Source organism: Methylomonas sp. PHL2-19 (genome assembly GCF_059331595.1).
Genome location: NZ_CP196839.1, coordinates 379659 through 397523, shown reverse-complemented (window position 1 = coordinate 397523; position 17865 = coordinate 379659). Strand labels below are relative to the sequence as shown.

12 protein-coding genes are annotated in these 17865 nt (G+C 55.7%); all 12 read right to left on the bottom strand.

The window, feature by feature from the left end; translation table 11 throughout:
• Positions 1–156 precede the first annotated feature (156 nt).
• Positions 157–1149: a FecR family protein gene (locus tag ACR02O_RS01835; protein ID WP_033158320.1), complete on the bottom strand. Its 993-nt coding sequence runs from the start codon at positions 1147–1149 to the stop codon at positions 157–159.
• A gap of 69 nt (positions 1150–1218) precedes the next feature.
• Complete coding sequence (locus ACR02O_RS01830; protein ID WP_033158276.1) at positions 1219–1746, bottom strand: RNA polymerase sigma factor; 528 nt, start codon at positions 1744–1746, stop codon at positions 1219–1221.
• Between the two features lie 180 nt (positions 1747–1926).
• Complete coding sequence (locus ACR02O_RS01825; RefSeq protein ID WP_494522683.1) at positions 1927–3162, bottom strand: PepSY-associated TM helix domain-containing protein; 1236 nt, start codon at positions 3160–3162, stop codon at positions 1927–1929.
• A gap of 230 nt (positions 3163–3392) precedes the next feature.
• Positions 3393–5759, bottom strand: a complete 2367-nt coding sequence (locus ACR02O_RS01820; RefSeq protein ID WP_494522682.1) for a TonB-dependent receptor domain-containing protein — start codon at positions 5757–5759, stop codon at positions 3393–3395.
• Between the two features lie 129 nt (positions 5760–5888).
• On the bottom strand, positions 5889–6899 hold the full coding sequence (locus tag ACR02O_RS01815) for a FecR family protein (protein WP_033158273.1): 1011 nt from the start codon (positions 6897–6899) through the stop codon (positions 5889–5891).
• Between the two features lie 89 nt (positions 6900–6988).
• Positions 6989–7495, bottom strand: coding sequence for an RNA polymerase sigma factor (locus ACR02O_RS01810; protein WP_033158272.1), 507 nt, complete (start codon positions 7493–7495; stop codon positions 6989–6991).
• Between the two features lie 268 nt (positions 7496–7763).
• Entirely contained in the window at positions 7764–8987 is a 1224-nt protein-coding gene (locus ACR02O_RS01805) for a PepSY-associated TM helix domain-containing protein (RefSeq protein WP_494522681.1), read from the bottom strand.
• A gap of 251 nt (positions 8988–9238) precedes the next feature.
• Positions 9239–11674: a TonB-dependent siderophore receptor gene (locus ACR02O_RS01800; protein ID WP_033158271.1), complete on the bottom strand. Its 2436-nt coding sequence runs from the start codon at positions 11672–11674 to the stop codon at positions 9239–9241.
• 366 nt (positions 11675–12040) lie between these two features.
• On the bottom strand, positions 12041–13012 hold the full coding sequence (locus ACR02O_RS01795; protein WP_033158270.1) for a FecR family protein: 972 nt from the start codon (positions 13010–13012) through the stop codon (positions 12041–12043).
• A gap of 182 nt (positions 13013–13194) precedes the next feature.
• Positions 13195–13716: an RNA polymerase sigma factor gene (locus tag ACR02O_RS01790; RefSeq protein WP_033158269.1), complete on the bottom strand. Its 522-nt coding sequence runs from the start codon at positions 13714–13716 to the stop codon at positions 13195–13197.
• Between the two features lie 363 nt (positions 13717–14079).
• A complete protein-coding gene (locus tag ACR02O_RS01785; protein ID WP_415879610.1) occupies positions 14080–15294 on the bottom strand; it encodes an exo-alpha-sialidase in 1215 nt (404 codons plus the stop codon).
• A gap of 39 nt (positions 15295–15333) precedes the next feature.
• On the bottom strand, positions 15334–17862 hold the full coding sequence (locus ACR02O_RS01780) for a TonB-dependent siderophore receptor (protein ID WP_494522680.1): 2529 nt from the start codon (positions 17860–17862) through the stop codon (positions 15334–15336).
• Between the last annotated feature and the right edge of the window lie 3 nt (positions 17863–17865).

Here is a 17865-nt window from a genome sequence, read left to right as displayed (position 1 = left end):
CGAATGATTGAGTCGGCCTTAGGTATGGCAGCTATTCCCGTTTGGGCTAGGCGCTTTGGCTGTGCTCGGGGCTGGTGTTGTCAACGCCCGTTGGGTCACGTCTTAAACGGGTATGTAGCCAAGCTGCATAAAGGCGAACAGTTTTCAAACCCCGAGTCAATCATTCGCCCTGCGCGATGATGCCGCTTCCAGCACGATTTCGCGCTCGCCGACATGTTTGACTTTGACCGGCAATAACATGGCAACCGCGTTCAGCATATTGTCCAGTTGCTCGGTGCGGAAGCTGCCGTTGACGCGCAGTTCGGCCAGTTTAGGATCGGGCAGGCGGATTTGTACGTCGTGATAACGGCCGATTTCCGCCAGCGCTTCGCCAAGAGGCCGGCCGCGAAAAATCAGCTGGCCCTGCCGCCAGGCGGTTACGGTGGCGATGTCGGATTGCAAGGCTTCGACGAAGCGCTGGTCATGGCTATACGCCAACTGCTGACCGGCGTGCAATTCGCGGCTGCTGCCTTGGCCGGTCATTTCCACCAAACCGTCCTGCACAGCGACGCTGACCCGGTCGGATTGTTTGTAGACATCGAATGCCGTACCGATGTCGCGCACGCTGACATTGCCAACATGCACGGTGAATGGCCTTTCGGCATCGTGAGTCACGTTAAAAAAAGCCTCGCCGCGCACCAGATCGACATGGCGCTGACGACGGTTGAAATGCACTCGCACCTCGGTGTCGGTGTTGAGTTCCAGGCTGGAGCCGTCTGCTAGCGTCACGGTCTGTCTTTGGCCCTTGCCGGTGCCATAGCTATGGGGGAATCCGTACCAACCTTGCGGCGAGAATAACGCCAGGCCGACGCCCAGCAAGACAATCGCGGCAGCGCTATAGCTTGCCCAACGCAGCCAAACCGGCTTGCGAGTAGGCGGCCGGTAACGCAAGGCCTGGTTGCGCGCCAGGAAGGCCTGTTGTTTGAAGGGTTCCATCCAGGCCCATTGCGCTTCAACCTGTTGGTAAGCCTGCCCATGCAGTGGATCGGCTGCCAGCCAATCAGCAAATTCCTGGCGGATTTGCGGGTTGCCGGGCGCATCGCGCAGACGCAGCAACCAGCTTATCGCTTGCTCGCGGGTCGCTTGGCTGCAAGATTGAATGCTGGTCACGCTGGTCTTCTGTTCAATTGAGTGGGGCAGCAGTTTACCGGACATAGGCATAGACGGGCTAGACGGCAATTACCGCCAAGCGTGCTCCGGTTCTTCGCTGAGCTTGGCGCTGATGTGCTGCATTGCCAGCATCACGTAACGCTCGGAGCAACGTACCGAAATGCCCAGGCGCTTGGCGATTTCGGCATGGGAACAGCCTTCTATGCGGTATAACACAAAGGCGTGGCGGCGCAATTCCGGCAGTTCGTCCAACCAGCTGGAGAATTTCTCCAATTGCTGATGAGTTTGCCAATAATGCTCGGGCGAAAGGCTTTGGTCGGCAACATGCTCGATGTCTGCGTCGGCTTCATCGAAGCGTGCGCGCGTTGCGCGGCGGCGATGCCGGTCAACCGTTAGATTGGCGGCGGTCTGAAATAAAAACGCCCGGGGGTTTTGAATGGTTTGCGGATCGGGATATTGCGATAAGCGCAGAAAAGTCTCCTGCACAATGTCGCTTACATCGGGCTCTCGCGGCCAACGGCCGCGTAAAAAGCTGCCGATTTCGTGCGCGTGTTGCAGAAACAGCGTGTGCAGAAATCCGGAAAGGTCTTTGGGCATTGGCGATTGTTTGCGGAGGGACAGCTGGCGCGAAACCAGCAATGTTCAGGCCATGACGCTGAAAACGATCTGAGGTAGCGGTTTGCGCCGACCGCTACGCTAGCTTGCGTCGGTGCTTGGTTATACCCACTGATTGAGCGCTGTGTGATATGCCGCAGTTTTTGAAAAAGTCGCGGCATATCACACGGCAAAATTTTTGCGGTTATTTTGGCCGGCTCTACGCTTTTGCCGCCAGCGGATCACGCCGGTGACGAATAGAACCGGACAGGCCAGACCGGTGATAAACACCAAAATCCGCCCGGTCATGCCGAAGGCCTGGCCGGAGTGCAAGGGCCATTGCCAGTGGGTGAAGATTTCACAGGCGGTAGCAGTCGGCAGGCTGGGGTCGTCCAGGTCCAGAATCTTGCCGCTGTAACGGTCGATCACCGTGCAGCGGCGCTGCAAAATGCTGCCTGGCGCATCGACGCCGTCCTGGCACACCGTATAGGTTTTAGTCGGTTCCGCAGCCCCATAAATCCAGTGCGGACGGCCTTGCGGATACTGCTTAAAGGCAATCGCCACCGCCTCGTCCATGCCGATGGCCGGTGCATTTGGATAAGGCGGTTTGGATTGAAACCCGTAGCGGTAAGTCACCGGCGAGAACAGTTCCAGCACCGGCACCACGTTATGCGGCAGCACCATGTAAATCCCTGAGAACAGCACCGGCACCATCACCAAGGCGGTGTAAAATCCGCTGGTTTTATGCAGATCGTAATTGAAGCGCACCTTGCCGGCCTTGGCTTTAAAGGTCAAGGCGTTGCGCCAATGTCCGGTCAACGGCCACCAGACGACCAGGCCGGTCAAGGTCGAAATAATTAATAACGCGGCGGACATACCGACTATCGGCTCGCTGAGTTCTCCCGGAATCAACAAGGCGAAATGCAATTCAAACATCAAGCCGATAAAAGTGCTGGGCAGCCAGTTGCTGGAGCGCCTCTTGAGTTGCTTACCCGAGATATTAGTCGTATACGGGTCAACGGCAACTTCCCAGTTTTCCAGCGAGCCGTCAGCACCAGCAACCGCGTACCGCAGTTTGAAGGCCGCGAATTCGTTGCGCGGATAAGTGGCGAAGGTATGCTTCGCGGCTGGCGGCATCGCCTGCTTGCCGGCTGCGAAAATTTCCGCCAAGGGTCGATATTCGGCATGCGCCAGTGGCTGCACCGTCAACATCTCGGGATGCAACCATTCGTCGATTTCGGCATGAAACACCAGGATGCTGCCGGTGATGCCGTAAATCGACAGGAGCAAACCCAGCGTCAGACCCAACCATAAATGAACGGTCAGCCAGCGTTGGCGGCGGGCTTTCAGGCGAGACAACTCTCGGTTTTGCGGCTTGGATTGGATAAGCGTGTCAGGTTGATAGAGATTACTGTTCATGATGGGAGTACGGTTATCGTCAATATTCGAAAAAGAAGCCAGGGAACCAGATACTGCTCTTGTCCGGATCAAGCGCTGGCTGCCTTTCTTGCATAAGACGTTTAGGCGTAGGAAATCCGCATCGTATCGACCGGGTTTGGCGGGAACTAAGTGCCATTCCCACCGTCATTTCGGGCCGGAGCGGTATGCCCCGGCACGTTTAGGCCTACTAATTGACAACCCGCCAGTGCTTAAAACCGGTATTCCACGCCACCGAATACCGAGCGGGTCGCGCCGGGATTGAACTGGTCCAAATCGGCACCATTCGCATTGCCTAGAACCCACACCGACGACGCATAATGCTCGTCGGTCAAATTTCGGCCATCGACGAACAACTTCCAATGTTTGCCGTCATCCCAACCCATGCGTGCGCCCAACAGCGCATAAGGTTTGGCGGCCAGGGTGTTGGCGAAGTCCGCATAATTGGAACTGACGATGCGGGCATTGGGGCCGATGTAAAAGCCGCTGGGATGCTGGTACAGCGCTTCGACGAAAGCATTGTGTTCGGGAATGCCGGGCAAGCGGTTATTGCGAAGCGCGGGGTCGCTGTCAAACGTAAAGTCATTCCAGGTGTAGTTGCCGCTGAGCCGTAAGTTATCGCCCGACGCCGCCAGATTTAGCGGTAAAGTGGTTTCCAAGCCGAGTTCGACACCACGATGCAAGGTCGTGCTATCGGCGTTGGTGGAGGAAAAGGCCGTTGGATTTCTGGGATTGGAAACAATCAAGTACTCGTTGTTAACCCAGGACTGATAAAAAGCCAAGTCCCATTTCAAGCGCTGGGCTTGCCCGCGCGTGCCAATTTCCACGGTGCTGGCAGTTTGCAGATTTCGTTTGGGTTGGAGATAAATGTTGGCAAGATCGGCCATTTTTGGCGGTTCAGCGCTACGGCTGACATTGCCGTAAATCTGTGCTTCGTCGGTGGCTTGCCAAGTAAAGCCCAGCTTGGGGTTAGCCGTGAAGAAATCTTGATTGGCTTGGTTGCTGGGTCTGGCGGCACTAGCCACATAACCTTCGTACCGTTCGTAATTCACATCGCGATAATTCAATTGAATGCCGGCAATCAAGGTAAACCTGTCGGTCAAACTCAATTGATCTTCCATAAACGCTTCGACATTCAGCCAGCGGTCACGCTCCGCCGTCAACAACGGCCCAAGCTGTCTGCCGACGATGCCGTAGTTTTTATCGTTGATAAATTGCCATTGGGTCAGACCGCCCCAAACTACCCGGTTATTTAAACCCAATAACTGGCCGTTGATCTCATGCCGCCAGTTAAAGCCGACATCCTGCCACTGGTCGTGATTGCCGCTATCGGTATAGTCGTAACGATAGTTATTGATCGAGTAATAAGTGCCGACATCGAGTCGATCGCCGCCATGCAATTTTACCGAATGCTTTAGATCGAAGCGGTAAGATGAAAAGCCGTTAGGTAAGGACCAATCGTTGGGGTTTTGCTGGGGATTTTGGTCGATTTGTCGCTTGCTCAGCGTTGCCGGCCACAAGAAATTATGGTTTTGCGCATCGAAATACAAACGGGTTTCGTGATTTTCGTTCCAGCGGTAGCCGACATTGCCATGGCCTAAAAACTGCTCTTGATGATTGTTTTCCCGGGTCGTATCGGTATTGACGTAGGAAAACGTGCCGAAAACATCCAATCCGTTTTCAAACGCTTTACCGCCGCTGAAATAAGGTCGGTAATAATCGTTGGTGCCGCCGACGATGCCGATTTTCAACCCATTGGCGGTATACCCGGTCGGCGTGATGTAGTTGATGGCGCCGCCCAAATTGCTGCCGCCGTATTCCAAGGCATTGGCACCGCGATAGACTTCGATATGCTCGATAGCATAAAGATTGAGCGCCTCGACATCGAACGTCCCGTTGGCGTGAGTAAACGGCATGCCGTTGCGCAGAAATTTTATTCCGCGAATCGGCGAAATATCGGAATTGCCGTCCGAACCGCGGATGGAGATGCGCGATCCACCGGTCGCGCCGGCACTAATGTCGCCCACATAAACGCCCGGCGCCGTCGCCAAGGCATCGCTGACCGACAAGGGCGCGCCTTCTTCGATCCGCTTGCCGTTGATCACCGACGTACCGCCCGCCACGCGATTCAGTTTGATTTGCGATTCTTGGAGCGATGGCGTAGTCAGGCTTGGGCTTTCGCTTGCTAAGGCTTTACCCGTCACCGTCATCGTCGGCAAGGTTGTCGTACCGGCGGCGGACTGCGGTTCCACCGCCGCCGCCTTTTCCAAGGTGACGGTATTGCCGTTGCTGAACCGGTACTGCAGCCCGGAGCCGCGCAGCAAGTTCCGCAGAGCCTGTTCCGGCGTATAACGGCCGATTAATTCCGGCGCGGTGATGCGCTCGGCAATGTCGCCTTCATACAGCACTTGCAAGCCGGTGAGTGCGGAAAACCGGATCAGCGCGGAGGACAGCGCTTGGGAGCGAATATCAAAGGTTTGCGCGGTTTGCTCGGCAGACAGGATAACAGTAGGCGTCAATAGGCCGGCAGCAAGTGCTACGTAGAGTGGGGCACGGCAAGTGTGTGCGGGGTATTTCATGCGTCTATCTCCTTTGTCGATGGCAGGTGTTACCGACAAAGACGACGCGGGTTCGGGCTTACCCTTAGTGCCGAGAAAAATATTTTTATATTCGTTGGCTAACGGCGCAAGGCGCGCCCATCTATTACGTCAATACAACAACACCCAATCGCCCGGCATCCGCAAGGCCTTGGCTTGCAGCGTGGTGGTCAGCGCGGCCAGCACAGCATCGGGGTCGGCGTTGTTGAAGACACCGTTGACCACCCGCTCGGCCAACCGCGGATTGACCGCGACAATCCGGCCGCTGCGATAGCGGTTAATTTCTTCCAATACTTGCGTCAAAGGTTGGCGGTGAAACACAGTTTGGCGTCGTCGCCAGGCCAATGCATCGTCGTTGTCGAGCCGAGCAACGGCTTGCAGCCGGCCTTGCCGGTATTCGGCTTGCTCGGCGGCGTGCACCAACGCCTTAGCACTATCGGCGTCAACTTCTACGGTGCCTTCGCTAACAACGACGCGCAACTCGTCGGCTTGTTTACGAACGCTGTAGGCGGTACCGACGGCGCGCGCGGTCGCCTGACCGCCGTCGACGACGAACGGCCGTTGCTTATTAGGCGCGACTTCGAAATAGGCTTCGCCGCGCAACAATTCGATCTCCCGCAAGTTGTCGCTGTAACGGACCGCCAGTGCCGTATCGGTGTTCAAAGTCAGCCGAGAGCCGTCTTCCAATTCGATACTGAGTTGCTGACCGGCTGCGGTATGGTAATCGCTGCGCCAGTTTTGCCAGTGCTCCGGTAAGCGCCAGCCGGCCACCAGCAACAACAGCCCCAGGCAGGCTGAAGCAAAACGCAGCAGGTTTCGGCCGCTCGCCGACGATTGTAAGCGCCCCACACCCAGCGCCCTTCCGGTGGAAAAAGTCTCGGTTTTAAATTGGGCGGCATCCGCTTGCAGGCGTTGTTGAACCCGCTCCGCCGGCTGTTGCAGCAGGCTCCATAGCTTGCGGGATTTATCGTAGGCTTCGGCGTGCCGAGGATCGGCGTGGTACCAAATTTCAAATTGGCGGCGCACATCGTCGCTGACGTCATCCGCTTGCAAGCGGGCAAACCAGGCGAGTGCCTGGTCCGAGAGCAAATCGGAAGACGCGGATTGGAGCTTATCGGACATGGTTGGGAGCACGAAGCGTTGAGCCGAGGCAGGCATGATGCCACGATTTTAGAACGGGGTTAAGTTGCATGATACGAACGCACGGCGCATCAAAGGAAATCGATGCGGTCTTTCAAATGCTTCAAGGCCTTGTACATATGGGCCTCCACGGTACGTATCGATATGCCCAGCTCGGCGGCGATTTCGGAATAACGCTTGCCTTCCACTCGGCACGACAAGAACACCTTGCGGCATTGCGGCGGCAGTTCGTAGATGAGTTTTTCGAACAATTCCATTTGTTGCTGCCCCTCCAGCATGCTGTCCGGTTGCGGTTGTCTGCAAACGAGGTCTTCCTCGACCAAGCCGCCGTCGCGTTGCTCGTGTCTGGCCCGGCTGCGCAAATGGTCCAGGGCCAGATTGTCGGCGATGCGGAACACAAACGCCCGCTGGTTGACGATCTCGCCGTCGGCGGAATAGCGGGCGATGCGCAGATAGGTTTCCTGAATCAAATCGGCCGCGGTTTCCGCGCAATTGACCTTATGCGTCAAAAATTGCTGGAGCTCCTTCTGATAGAGCAGAAAGCTGGCCAGTAAATCGGAATCGGTAATTGCATCCATGAACACATAGTCGGCAATGAAACGTCTTCCGCTGCAGCAACTTTTAAGCCACTAACCTGGGAAGTCAGTGTTGTACGGCGCTTGATCCGTCAGTCGGCGGGATTGATGCCAAAACCCTCGAAAGCGCGACGAGCAAAGTGCGGCATATCACGCACTTTTAAATTGCGCATCCTGCTTCTAAGCACGCCTTGCGGAGCGGCAAATTCAGGCACCTCGTGTCGGTCGAAAATATTGACCACTCGTTTCGGCACCTGATAACGGATCGGAATCAGCCCTTCCGTACTTGCTTGGTCCTGGATTTTTGCCGCCAGCGAATCACCCCGGTGACGAATAGCACCGGGCAGGCCAGTCCGGTGATAAACACCAAAATCCGCCCGGTCATGCCGAAGGCCTGGCCGGAATGCAGCGGCCATTGCCAATGGGTGAAGATTTCGCCGGCCGTGGCGGTCGGCAGGCTGGGATCGTCCAAGTCCAGAATCTTGCCGCTGTAACGGTCGATTACCGTGCAGCGGCGTTGCAAGATACTGTCGGGTGCATCGACGCCGTCCTGGCATACAGTGTAAGTCTGGCTGGGATTCGGCGCGCCGTAAATCCAGTGTGGCCGGCCTGTTGGGTATTGTTTCAATGCAATAGCCACGGCTTGATCCATGCCGATGGTCGGAGCATCCGGCGTAGATGGCGTGGAATGAAACCAGTAGCGGTAAGTCACCGGCGAAAACAATTCCAGCACCGGCACCACGTTATGCGGCAGCACCATGTAAACCCCGGAAAAAAGCACCGGAATCATCACCAACGCGGTGTAAAAGCCGCTGGTTTTATGCAGGTCGTAATTGAAGCGCACCTTGCCGGCACCGGCTTTAAATACCAGTGCTTGCCGCCATTTGCTGGTCAGCGGCCACCAGACGATTAGGCCGGTCAGCGTGGAGATGATCAATAATATGCCGGACAGGCCGACCACTACTGTGCTGATGTCTTTGGGCAACAATAAGGCATAGTGCAACTTGAACATTAGGCCGATGAAGGTGTTGGGCAACCAATCGCCGGATCGTTCCTGGAGCTGTTTACCGGTGACTTTCGCGGTGTAAGGATCAACGCCTACTTCCCAGCGTTCCACCGCACCGTTGGCATCCGCCACCGCGAAGCGCAGCTTGAAGCTCGCAAACTTGTTACGCGGATACGTGGCGAAGTTGTGTTTGGCTTGTGGTGGCATGGCAGCTTTGCCGGCCGCGAAAATTTCAGCCAGGGGCCGATACTCGGCATGTTCCGGCGGTTGTACCGTCAACATCTCGGGATGCAACGATTCGTCGATCTCGGGATAAAACACCAAGACGCTGCCGGTGATGCCGTAAATAGACAGTAACAAGCCAAGCGTCAGCCCCAACCAAAGATGCACGGTTAGCCAACGTTGGCGGCGGGCTTTGAGGCGGGCAAGCGAATGGTGCTCTGGTTCGCTGCGAACGATAAGGCCGGATTGAGGATTGGTTACATTCATCGCAGTAACAGATTTGAGTTGAGAATTTGAAGAGTCAGGGCTTTGTATCCAAGCTCACCAACCCTTGTTTTTATGTGTTTCATTTGGATAAGACGTTTCCCGGCCAAAATTCCTCACGCGCTACGAGTTAGACCGGCAAGGCGTTAATCGGAATTTCTCCAAGCCAAATACCTTTACCTTGAAACCAAGCCGATCATGGTTTGAACTGGCTCACCATGATCGGCTTGATAGGATTACCGAGCCATCCGGCGTCAGAACTCCACGCGGATCGAGCCCATGAAATTGCGCGGCGCGCCCGGCTGAGTCAAATAGCTGTTAAATGCCGATGTTTCGTAAATCGTCTTATCCAACAGATTATTGACGTTCAACTGCGCGGTCACTTTAGACTTGCCTATCTCCCAGGAATAGCCGAGCAAGGCATCGACTCTGACGTAGCCCGGCATTTGCCAATTATTCAAATTATTACCTTGGCGCTCGCCAACCAGATACGCGCCGGCGCCAACATTTAGGCCACGCAAAGCGGGATCTTGAAATGCGTATTTGGCCCAGAAGCTGCCCGAATTTGCCGGCACGTTCCATAGCTTGCGGCCTTGATTACCGCTGTTATCCTGTGTGATGACTGCATCGGTATAGGCGTAAGTCGCGATCAAGTTCAGGCCATCGGTAATCTGGCCCGATATGTCTACTTCGATACCACGGCTGCGGGCCTCGCCGGTTTGCACGGAAAACCGGGTATTTACCGGGTCCGGCGTCGCGATGTTTTGTTTGGTCAATTCGTAAAAGGCAACGGTGGTCATCAGCCGCTTATCGAACCATTCGGTTTTGAATCCAACCTCGTGCTGCTGCGCGGTTTCGGCATCCAGCGGTTTGCCGGTTGATGCCAACGCGCTGTTCGCCCCGCCCAGCGATTCCGTATAATTTCCGTACAGTGATAGCCAGGGCCAGGGTTGATAGACCACACCCACGCGCGGACTGAAAGCCTCGTTTTTAACTTCAGTCTCACTGTTTCTGGCAGCTGCGATGGAAGTCGAGGCTGCGCCGCTGCTGCGCGTTGCCCAATCGTAGCGCCCGCCACCCATGATATGCAGCTTGTCAAACAGGGTGATTTGATCCTGAAAGTAAGCGCCGTACCAATATTGTTCTAAGGTGCTGAAATTATTGAAACCCCGGCTGGCAGCGGATGGAACCTGTCCGTAGACCGGATTAAAAATATCAACCACCGGCCTATGGCTGGCGGGAGCGGGCGCACCAAAGAACCCCTGACCTTCAAAGTCTTCCCAAAAGTAATCGAATCCCGCCAATACCCGATGCTCGGTTCCAAATAGTTTGAATTTGCCGGTGAGATCGATACTGGTCGCGACGGTATCGGTAATGTCGATGGGCCTATCGGTCACATTTCTTACCGAGGTGCGATTATTCGCGGGATTGACCGGTCCTGGGAAAAATGAAGAATTGTTGATTTGGTAATCCAGCTTGTAGTAGTGAAAGCGATGCTGGATTTTCCAATCGTCGTTGAATTGGTGCGACCAATCAAACCCGATCAAAAACTTGTCGAATACCGATTTTTCATTATCCGAGCCAAAACCGTAGTAACGGCTGATCGGTACATTGGCCGGACGGTTGCCCTGTACCGGCAAGCCGGTATAACTGGTGCGGGTATCGTAGAGATACTCCAAATTCAAATTGATTTCGGTGCGGTCGCTGGGCTTCCATGTGAGGGACGGCGCGAAAAACACCCGTTCCTGATCCATTTTATCGATGAAAAATTCATTGTTTTGATAGGCCAAATTGACTCTGTAAAGCAAGGAACGGTCTTGGTTGATCGGTCCGGTTGCATCGGCTGTAGTACGGAACATATCGTACGAACCAAACTGCTGCTCCAATGCGTAATAAGGGGTATCCAACGGTTTTTTGGTAACAATGTTGATCAAGCCGCCCGGCTCGATCCGACCATACGCCGCCGCAGCCGGACCTTTCAGAACTTCCAAGCGTTCCAGATCGGCAACCTCTTGTACGGCACGCCGGATGCGCAGTCCGTTCCGATAAACCGTGGTGGTGCCATCGGTCTGAAAACCGCGTAACTGAAAGCCTTCGTACATCGGGTCGGTCGCCCAGTTTATGCCGCTGACATTTTTCAGCGCATCCTTGATTCGAATTGCCTGTTGGTCTTTCAATATCTGCTTAGGAATGACCTGTACCGACATCGGTAATTCCATGATCGGCGTATCGGTTTTCGTGGCGGCGCTGGCGTTGGGTAGGTGATAGTCCGAGTTATAGGGATCGTTAGGGTCCGACAGGGTTTTGCCCAGCACCGTCACACTCGGCAAAGTTGTCGTACCGGCTGCCGATTGCGGTTCGATTGGCTTTGCCGACTTTTCCAGCGTCACGGTGCCATCGGTCGCGGTTTGTGGTGTCAGACCGGTTCCGCTCAACAGTTTGTCCAGCGCCTGTTGCGCTGTAAAGCGGCCTTGTACGGCGTTGCCGCGCAGGTTGCCGGCCAATTGAGAGCTGAAGAACACCTTGATGCCGCTGGTTTCGGAAAATTGCAGCAAGGCATCCGCCAACGGTGCGGCCGGGATGGCAAACTCGATGGCAGTTTCCGCCGCACACCAGGGGCTGGCGCTCATCGCGACGGCAAAAACGGTTAAACAGAACGGGTTAAAGGGCGGTATTGTGCGCTGACTCATTGGGCATCCTGGCTTGTGATTGTGATGACGGCGGTTGGCGAGGGAAGGTGTTCCGTCGGCGTATCCGCAGGGGTTCCAAAGCAAAGACGAAGGGAGGGATGGGTTTTATAACCTGGCTGAGAAAATATTTTTGGCCGAGGGCGCAGCGCAATGCCCTCAGCGACCGGATGGGGCCTAGGCTCGGCGCCACGCCGCTCCGTAAAAGCTATGAAATTCACCCGGTCAATAATCCCGTGTAGGCAGTACTGGCGAATTTATCCAGGGCTTATTGGCAGGGGCTAAAAATTATTAATCCGGCCCAAAAATGCCGTTCACCTTTATGCCCCTGAGGGTGCGAACGGCATTTCACCGATAAATAGGGCCGGGTCAATAATGGCGGTGCAGAACGATTAATGCGTCGGTCAGACGGGTTTCGCTAACCGCCAAGGTGGTCTCGATAACCGTCAACGCCGCTTCCGGGTCGTTGGCGTCGAATACGCCGGTCACCAAATGCGCGGCCAAGTCGGGATCGGCGATGACGATTTTTCCCGGACGGTAGCGGTTTAGATCGTCGATGACTTGTTGCAGCGGCTTTTCCTTAAACACCAGGCGCCGCTCCTGCCAAGCGGCGGCTTGCCTGAGATTGGCCTGTTCCGGCGCGCCGCTTTTACCGTCGAGCGACGCGACGCGCTGACCCTCCGGCAGGCGCTCGATGGTCGCGCCGTCGGCAAACGCAACGCGCACACTGTGCTCGTAAACGGTGACTGCCAGGTCGCCTTGCCACTGTTTGACGTCAAATGCCGTGCCCAAGGCGCGAACCCTACCGCCGCCGGCAACGACCTCAAACGGTCTTGCGGCATCGGCGGCCACTTTGAAATAGGCTTCGCCGCCGTGCAATCGAATCACCCGCTGCTGTTCGGAAAAATCCACCGACAGCGACGAAGCGGTATTCAGAATCACCATCGAGCCGTCGCTGAGCTGAATTCGGCGCTGCTCGCCGGTGCCGGTGCGGAAGTCGGCAAAATAGCCGGCGTTAAACGCCCAGCCCAAACATAATGCCAGCATCAGGCAGGCGGCAATGGGCCAGCGCCATAGACCCGCCCCGGCCGCAGCTGCTCTGCCGGCTTTTTGTACTGATCGTTCGATTCGGCGAACTTGGGCCGGATTCAAGGTCTCCACGCGCCGAAAAAAAAGCTGTGTTTGTTGCCAGGCCTCCAGGTTCTCTCGGCTGGCCGCCAGCCAGGCCAGCCACAATTTTTCCTGCTCACTGTCGTAGAACGGCGATTCGCGCAGGGCCAGCCAGTATTCGGCTTGCTCTTCGGCGCTGGCGTCGGGAAAAGGCGGGAAGGAAGGGTTCATATCGAAAGTGGCTGTGCTGTCAACTCGGTGTCCTGATTATAAAACGCTTGTTGGTAAACTCAGGCCCGATGGGCAAAAACTATTAATTCGGCCCAAAATGCCGCTGGCCCTGCGGGTGTTGAAGGATTCAGGGTCAAAGGCGTTCCGGAAGTTGTTATCGACGGTTTGATAAACAAACCCGGTCAATCCAGATCGCCAACCTTCGCTCGGCAGTGGCGCATGGCCTGGGTCAAATATTTAAAGATCATGGTTTGTGATATGCCCAGCCTTTGTTCCACCTCTGCGTAACTGCAATGCTTGAGTTTGAGCAAGATAAACACTTCTCGGCATTTGGGCGATAAATCATCCAACGCAGTGACCAGTTGCTCTAGTTGTTGTTGCGACATGACAGTCCGTTCGGCGGATAGCGCAGATTGTACGCCTACTTCAGCCTCGTCATTTTCGGCGGCTTCCAGATCTGGGCCGGTATGGCGGCTGTGGCTGCGCAGATAATCGGTAGCCAGATTGGCGGCGATGCGGAAAATGAAGGCGCGGGGATTTTCCACGCTATCTTTGCCGCCGTAACCGGCATAGCGAATGAAGGTTTCTTGAAAAATATCCTGCGCCGTATCCGTACAGCTGATGCGTTGCGATAAAAACCGCAACAATTCGTGGCGATGCTTGTGCATCAGATCGGCAATGTCGGCGGCAGTCAATTCAAGCATGGGATAGTTTAGGTAGGCGGCCAAATAGGGTGTTGATTAAACCGGCCCTATTTGTCGCGGGTATGCCGTTCGGGCTGGCTCAGTACCTTAAGAGCGCTAAGGCGAGCGACATTAAGGGCTGGGTTAATAAGCAAGCAATATTTGCACCCAAACTTAGAAAAGAGAGGTTTTTAGCGTGAGATTGTCCGGAAAGCCCGCCGGGCTTGAGGGACGGCGAAAATCGCTAAAGGCAATTGGGAGAAGTCGGCGGGCAATACGCGGCGAAACAACTGGATAAACTGTGTCATATCCCGCGTTTGGGAATGCTGGCGAAGGGCTCGGGACGAGATATCTCAAGACCAATCTGCTCTTTTAGGGGCTTGTTTAGTCGAGGGATAAACTGACCAGGCGTACTTTCTTCTGAAGCGGATCGGTCCAGGCCACAAAAGCTTGCTTGCCGACGCGGGCCAGCGCCAGGTATTTGCTGGGCCATTTCGGGAAGCTGCCGCGATATACGGTAGTTTGCCGGCTGACTTTGCCCTTGCTGGTCACTTTGGCAATCCTTAGCTCATCGTCGGGACCATTGCGGCCGCGCCAGCTGACCAAGGCCGAGCCGTCATCCAGCAGTAAGGCGTTGATATAGCCGCTGGCGTCGGCATCCAGCTCTATAGGCGAATTAAAATGCGCGCCTTGGTCAGTGGAGAAAGCCAATTTCACCCGGCCTTTGCCGTCGGCGGCAGTGAACCAAGCCGCCACACCGGCTGAGGGAGTCAGATCAATGGATGGCCCATTACTGGGGCAACCGCCGATCACCCAGCCGTCCGCATGAACGTTAGCGATTTGCGGATTGCCGCCAGCCTGCCAGCGCACCGCGCTTATGTCGCGAATTTCCCCGGCGGCATGATCACGGTAGACCGTGACCAGTTGCTCGCCTTGTGCGTCGGTATAGCTGCGGCAGCAGGAGCAGACATCGTCATCCAGCACGATCTCCGGGCTGGCTTGCCAGTTTTTGTCGATGACGCTTGCCATCAGTTGATAGCGGTTGGTTTTCTTATCCGCCGCCGGGTCGTGGCTGGCGTGGCGCATGTCGGTCCAGACCAGCGCCAGCCGTGCATCGGGAAGCGCGGCCAAAGACATTTGTGCGTCATAAATTCGTGCCGCGTCGCCGTATGGTTTTAACGCCGGACTCCAACTCAATCCACCGTCGATAGAACGTGCCAGTAAGATGTCCGCCGCATAACGATCAGTAGCACCTTGCCGATAAGGCATCCAGGCCGCCGCCAGGCTACCGTCGCTCAAGCCGATCACCACCGGCGGATCGGCCAGCTTGCCTTTCACTTGGACGACGGTGAGCGGGATGCTCCAGCCCCCTTCTTCCAGTATCGCAAACTTGGCGGTACTGGTTTCGGCGTCGGTTTCCACCCAGCTGACAATCAAATGCTCATCGGCGGTTTTAGCCAAATGGTGCTGCTGGCTGAAACCGGCCACCGGCATGTCCAATTCGCGGAACGGCAGCGGTTTGGCCAATAGCGATTGGCTGATGCCGGCAAACAGCAACAGGCCGGCAAGGGTGTTTGTAATCAATTTGGCGTGGCGCATGATGGTTCTCGACGGTGGCGGACAGGTGGGCAATTTACCTCAATATTCCACCCGAATCGAGCCGATAGCCGTCAGCGGCGCACCGGGATACACGCCCAGGGCCGGCGCAACGTTGGAATCGGGATCGGTGGATTCGTAATATTCCTTGTCCAGCAAATTGCGGATGTTGAACTGGGCGGTGATGCGGGAACCGCCGACTTTTTGCTTATACGCCAAAAAAGCGTCCAGCCGCACATAGCCCGGCATTTGGAAAGTGTTGGTATTGTCTCCCTCGCGTTGGCCGGCAGCAACACCGCCAAAACCCGCGCTCAAACCGTCCTTGGCGGCGTAGCCATTCATGTCGTAACGCAGCCACAGGCTACCGGAATGCTCCGGCACGTTGCTCATTCGATTGCCCTGAGTGCCGCCGCTGTAGTCCTTGATGATCCTCGCATCAGTAAACGCATAGCTGCCGATCAAACTGAATTTGTCGGTCAAATACCCGGTGGCGTCCAACTCAATGCCTTGGCTGCGTTGCAGGTTGGCGATACGGTCGAAAGGATCGGGGGTTGCATTATTGGCAACCAGAATATTGTCTTTTTCCAGATGGAAATACGCCAAGGTTGCCAATAGCCGTTGGTCGAACAATTGGGTTTTCAAGCCCACTTCGAATTGTTCGCCGATCTGCGGATCAAAACTGCGGCCATCAGCGGCTGGAGCGTTGTTAGCGCCCAACGAAGTGGTCCAGTTGCCGTAAAGACTGAGTTCGTCCATGGCCTCATAAAGGATGCCGACTTTGGGGCTGAAGCCTTGGTCCTCACGTTTGAACTGGTTAATACGGCTCTCGGCGGTGGCGAAGTCAAAGCCGTTGCCGCGCCCGGTTTCAGTCCAGTCGTAACGGCCGCCGCCCATGATGTGCAGTTTGTCCCACAGCGTGATCTGGTCCTGAAAGTAAGTGCCATACCAGTTGTTGTAGATTCTGGCGTGGTTGCCAACCCCGCTATTGGTCGCGCTACCGAAGGTGTTGGATGTCAAAAATGCGGTATCAAAGGTGGATTGTGGAATGCCGTAGCTGGGCTCCGGATTGTATATATTGATAGCCAGCGCTGGGTTCGCTACTTGCCAGCGGCCGTTGACATTGTAATTGTTATAAGTCCGGTAGTAATCAAATCCCACCAGAACCTCATGCAAAATGTCACCCGTCTTGAATTTACCGGTCAAATCCAGATTGGTGGCGTAATGCTCCTGATCGGTAAACTGTTGAAAGATGTTGCGCTGCATCAAGCCGGTGGTTTGATTCAGCGCCGCCGCGGCATTAAAGGCCGGGCCCGGATTGACGAAGGTGGTATTGCCTTCCGCCAAGCTGGCCAGGAAACGATTGTGTATCGCCCAGTCGTCGTTAAAACGGTGGTTAATTTCGCTGCCGACTTTGACGCCGGATTGCTCGCCGTTCGGTGTATTCGGATCGCCCAGGTTGCGGCTGATCGGAATCGGCGCCGGGCGATTGCCGATAAACGGAATCCCAAAGTCGGCCGGCGCGGTTTTATCAGTGCCCTCAATATCAACGGTCACATCGGTGTCATCGCTGGGCCGCCAAGTGATGCTGGGGTTGAACACCATCCGGTCCACCGACACAAAGTCACGAAACGAACCGTTGCTTTGGTAAGCGCCGGAAAAACGATATACCAGCGATTTGTCGCTGGTCAGCGGCCCGCCGGCGTCCCATTGGGTCCGGTAGTGGTCGTAGTTGCCAAACTGCTGTTCCAGCGAGTAGTACGCCGTATCCAGGCCGCGTTTGGTGGTGAGATTGATCATGCCGCCGGGTTCGGTGCGGCCGTAAAGTTGTGCCGGGCCTTTGATTACTTCGATGTTTTCCAGGTTGGCGGCGTCGAAGTCGCCAAAGAAAGCCTCGCTGGCCATCAAGCCATTACGGTAAACGTTGCCGTTACGAAAGCCGCGAATAATGAAACCGGTACCGCCACCCAGGGACGGATTGGCGCGCACGCCGCTAACGTTTTCCAAAGCGTCCTTCACCTTGGTGGTTTTTTGGTCGTCCATCACCGCTCGCGACACCACTTGCACGGATGTGGGGTTCTCCATCAACGGCGTGTCCGTTTTAGTGGCAGCGAAGGATTTTGTCACCGCATAGTCCTTGCTGTAAGGATCGGCGGCGGTGCTGCGAGTGCGATTGCCAGACACGGTGACCGCCGACAAGGTTGAAACATCGTTGTGCGAGTCCGGCGCTTTTTGCAGGGTAATGGTGCCGTTACTGGTGGCACCGGCTACTACGCCGGTGCCGGCCAGCAGTTTTTGTAAGGCTTGCCGGGCCGTCAATTGGCCGCTGACACCGGGCGATTTCAAGCCCGCCGTCATTTCCGCCGGATAACTAAGCTGTATGTTGGCGGCGTCGGCAAAGGCATTTAATGCGCCGCTTAAGCTTTGTGCGGGGATGTCGAAAGCGATGTTTTGTTCGGCGGCAATGACGGCAGGTGTGCCGAGCACAGCGGCGATTGTCAGCGACAAAGGCCAACGATTATATTGGGTCGGCTTGCCTTTGCGGTGGGCTTTGCGGAACGGATAAGATGCCATTAG

Excerpts from the sequence above, each read along its gene's own strand:
- ACR02O_RS01830 (WP_033158276.1), bottom strand. The coding sequence starts at position 1,746 with ATGCCCAAAGACCTTTCCGGATTTCTGCACACGCTGTTTCTGCAACAC.
- ACR02O_RS01825 (WP_494522683.1), bottom strand. The coding sequence starts at position 3,162 with ATGAACAGTAATCTCTATCAACCTGACACGCTTATCCAATCCAAGCCG.
- ACR02O_RS01820 (WP_494522682.1), bottom strand. The coding sequence starts at position 5,759 with ATGAAATACCCCGCACACACTTGCCGTGCCCCACTCTACGTAGCACTT.
- ACR02O_RS01815 (WP_033158273.1), bottom strand. The coding sequence starts at position 6,899 with ATGTCCGATAAGCTCCAATCCGCGTCTTCCGATTTGCTCTCGGACCAG.
- ACR02O_RS01810 (WP_033158272.1), bottom strand. The coding sequence starts at position 7,495 with ATGGATGCAATTACCGATTCCGATTTACTGGCCAGCTTTCTGCTCTAT.
- ACR02O_RS01805 (WP_494522681.1), bottom strand. The coding sequence starts at position 8,987 with ATGAATGTAACCAATCCTCAATCCGGCCTTATCGTTCGCAGCGAACCA.
- ACR02O_RS01800 (WP_033158271.1), bottom strand. The coding sequence starts at position 11,674 with ATGAGTCAGCGCACAATACCGCCCTTTAACCCGTTCTGTTTAACCGTT.
- ACR02O_RS01795 (WP_033158270.1), bottom strand. The coding sequence starts at position 13,012 with ATGAACCCTTCCTTCCCGCCTTTTCCCGACGCCAGCGCCGAAGAGCAA.
- ACR02O_RS01790 (WP_033158269.1), bottom strand. The coding sequence starts at position 13,716 with ATGCTTGAATTGACTGCCGCCGACATTGCCGATCTGATGCACAAGCAT.
- ACR02O_RS01785 (WP_415879610.1), bottom strand. The coding sequence starts at position 15,294 with ATGCGCCACGCCAAATTGATTACAAACACCCTTGCCGGCCTGTTGCTG.
- ACR02O_RS01780 (WP_494522680.1), bottom strand. The coding sequence starts at position 17,862 with ATGGCATCTTATCCGTTCCGCAAAGCCCACCGCAAAGGCAAGCCGACC.